The organism is Shewanella sp. 10N.286.52.B9 (assembly GCF_002873635.1).
Lineage (GTDB): Bacteria > Pseudomonadota > Gammaproteobacteria > Enterobacterales > Shewanellaceae > Shewanella.
Window position 1 is genome coordinate 2,244 of record NZ_MCTY01000166.1, and the last position, 3,471, is coordinate 5,714.

2 rRNA genes are annotated in these 3,471 nt (G+C 48.7%); both read left to right on the forward strand.

Going from position 1 to position 3,471, the window contains the following annotated elements:
* Nucleotides 1–280 precede the first annotated feature (280 nt).
* A 23S ribosomal RNA gene (locus tag BCU91_RS10290) occupies nucleotides 281–3,172 on the forward strand.
* Between the two features lie 155 nt (nucleotides 3,173–3,327).
* Nucleotides 3,328–3,443 (forward strand): 5S ribosomal RNA (gene rrf / locus BCU91_RS10295).
* Nucleotides 3,444–3,471 lie beyond the last annotated feature (28 nt).

A 3,471-nucleotide genomic window follows, 5' to 3' on the forward strand; every position in this document is an offset into this window, starting at 1 on the left:
GTTCTTTAACAATTTGGAAAGCTGATAGTATTTAATACGATGATGTCTGTCGTTGTATTAATTACAAATCGTATTATTGGGAAATTAATCCTTTTCTGATAATACATTGAGTTCTCAAAACACTTTATTAAGTGTCTTGAATATTCTAAAAACTAAGGCGAATTTGTGTACTCGCAAGAGATGCAAATTATGTAATAAACCAGCTAGTTACGATACAGCTGTTAGGGCTACCCGCTCTGACAACGATTAAGTTTCCTTGTGAAACTCATTTGGGTTGTATGGTTAAGTGACTAAGCGTATACGGTGGATGCCTTGGCAGTCAGAGGCGATGAAGGACGTAGTAACTTGCGAAAAGCGTTGGCGAGCTAGTAACAAGCATTTGAGCTAACGATGTCCGAATGGGGAAACCCGGCCACATAAGTGGTCATCATAACGTGAATACATAGCGTTATGAGGCGAACCTGGGGAACTGAAACATCTAAGTACCCAGAGGAAAAGAAATCAACCGAGATTCCCCTAGTAGCGGCGAGCGAACGGGGATTAGCCCTTAAGTCTATGGGGTGTTAGTGGAATGAGTTGGAAAGCTCAACGGTACAGGGTGATAGTCCCGTACATGAAAACTAACCATAGATGAAAACGAGTAAGGCGGGACACGTGACATCCTGTTTGAATATGGGGGGACCATCCTCCAAGGCTAAATACTCCTGACTGACCGATAGTGAACCAGTACCGTGAGGGAAAGGCGAAAAGAACCCCTGTGAGGGGAGTGAAATAGAACCTGAAACCGTGTACGTACAAGCAGTGGGAGCGGTTCTTGAGACCGTGACTGCGTACCTTTTGTATAATGGGTCAGCGACTTACGTTTTGTAGCGAGGTTAAGCGAATAGCGGAGCCGTAGGGAAACCGAGTGTTAACTGCGCGTTTAGTTGCAAGGCGTAGACCCGAAACCGAGTGATCTAGCCATGGGCAGGTTGAAGGTTGAGTAACATCAACTGGAGGACCGAACCGACTAATGTTGAAAAATTAGCGGATGACTTGTGGCTGGGGGTGAAAGGCCAATCAAACTCGGAGATATCTGGTTCTCCTCGAAAGCTATTTAGGTAGCGCCTCGAGCGAATACCACTGGGGGTAGAGCACTGTTAAGGCTAGGGGGTCATCCCGACTTACCAACCCTTTGCAAACTCCGAATACCAGTGAGTACTACTCGGGAGACAGACGGCGGGTGCTAACGTCCGTCGTCAAAAGGGAAACAACCCAGACCATCAGCTAAGGTCCCAAAGTTATTGCTAAGTGGGAAACGATGTGGGAAGGCTTAGACAGCTAGGATGTTGGCTTAGAAGCAGCCATCATTTAAAGAAAGCGTAATAGCTCACTAGTCGAGTCGGCCTGCGCGGAAGATTTAACGGGGCTAAGCAATACACCGAAGCTATGGGTTTGCTCTTATGAGCAAGCGGTAGAGGAGCGTTCTGTAAGCGGTTGAAGGTGAAGGGGTAACCCACACTGGACGTATCAGAAGTGCGAATGCTGACATGAGTAACGATAAAGGGAGTGAAAAACTCCCTCGCCGAAAGACCAAGGGTTCCTGTCCAACGTTAATCGGGGCAGGGTGAGTCGACCCCTAAGGCGAGGCCGAAAGGCGTAGTCGATGGGAAACGGGTCAATATTCCCGTACTTCTGCTAACTGCGATGGAGAGACGGAGAAGGCTAGGCTAGCGCGGCGTTGGTAGTCCGCGTTTAAGGTTGTAGGCTGTAAACTTAGGCAAATCCGGGTTTACATTAGGCTGAGAGCTGATGACGAGTCACTAAGGTGATGAAGTAGTTGATGCCATGCTTCCAGGAAAATCTTCTAAGCTTCAGGTTAGTAGGAATCGTACCCCAAACCGACACAGGTGGTCGGGTAGAGAATACCAAGGCGCTTGAGAGAACTCGGCTGAAGGAACTAGGCAAAATGGTACCGTAACTTCGGGAGAAGGTACGCTGCTGTTGGTGATGGGACTTGCTCCCTAAGCTGACGGCAGTCGCAGATACCAGGTGGCTGCAACTGTTTATCAAAAACACAGTACTGTGCAAAATCGCAAGATGACGTATACGGTATGACGCCTGCCCGGTGCTTGAAGGTTAATTGATTGGGTTATCTTCGGAGAAGCTCATGATCGAAGCCCAAGTAAACGGCGGCCGTAACTATAACGGTCCTAAGGTAGCGAAATTCCTTGTCGGGTAAGTTCCGACCTGCACGAATGGCGTAATGATGGCCACGCTGTCTCCAGCCGAGACTCAGTGAAGTTGAAATTGCGGTGAAGATGCCGTATACCCGCGGCTAGACGGAAAGACCCCGTGAACCTTTACTATAGCTTGGCACTGAACATTGAACCTACATGTGTAGGATAGGTGGGAGACTTTGAAGCTTCGTCGCTAGATGGAGTGGAGTCAATCTTGAAATACCACCCTTGTAGTTTTGATGTTCTAACCGCGGCCCCTTATCGGGGTTCGGGACAGTGCCTGGTGGGTAGTTTGACTGGGGCGGTCTCCTCCCAAAGAGTAACGGAGGAGCACGAAGGTTGGCTAAGTACGGTCGGACATCGTACGGTTAGTGCAATGGCATAAGCCAGCTTAACTGCGAGACATACACGTCGAGCAGGTACGAAAGTAGGTCATAGTGATCCGGTGGTTCTGTATGGAAGGGCCATCGCTCAACGGATAAAAGGTACTCCGGGGATAACAGGCTGATACCGCCCAAGAGTTCATATCGACGGCGGTGTTTGGCACCTCGATGTCGGCTCATCACATCCTGGGGCTGAAGTCGGTCCCAAGGGTATGGCTGTTCGCCATTTAAAGTGGTACGCGAGCTGGGTTCAGAACGTCGTGAGACAGTTCGGTCCCTATCTGCCGTGGGCGTTGGATGATTGAAGGAAGCTGCTCCTAGTACGAGAGGACCGGAGTGGACGAACCGCTGGTGTTCGGGTTGTTATGCCAATAGCATTGCCCGGTAGCTACGTTCGGAATCGATAACCGCTGAAAGCATCTAAGCGGGAAGCGAGTCCTAAGATGAGTCATCCCTAGAGATTTAATCTCTCTAAAGAGCCGTTCGAGACTAGGACGTTGATAGGCAGGGTGTGTAAGCGTTGTGAGGCGTTGAGCTAACCTGTACTAATGACTCGTGAGGCTTAACCATACAACCCTAATGGGTTTTGTATACAAGCTGTGTTACAGGCTTAGTGAAAGAATATATAGCGCTTAATGAAGTGCGAACTCAAAAAAATCTCGAAAGAGTTATCAGATTTCCGAATTATTATTTACTGCAATAGCGGTAAATGAAGCAAGAATTTGCTTGGTGACAATAGCATTGTGGTACCACCTGATCCCATCCCGAACTCAGTAGTGAAACGCAATCGCGCCGATGATAGTGTGGGGTCTCCCCATGTGAAAGTAGGTCATCGCCAAGCGCCTAATATCTCGTAAGAGAAGCTCGAA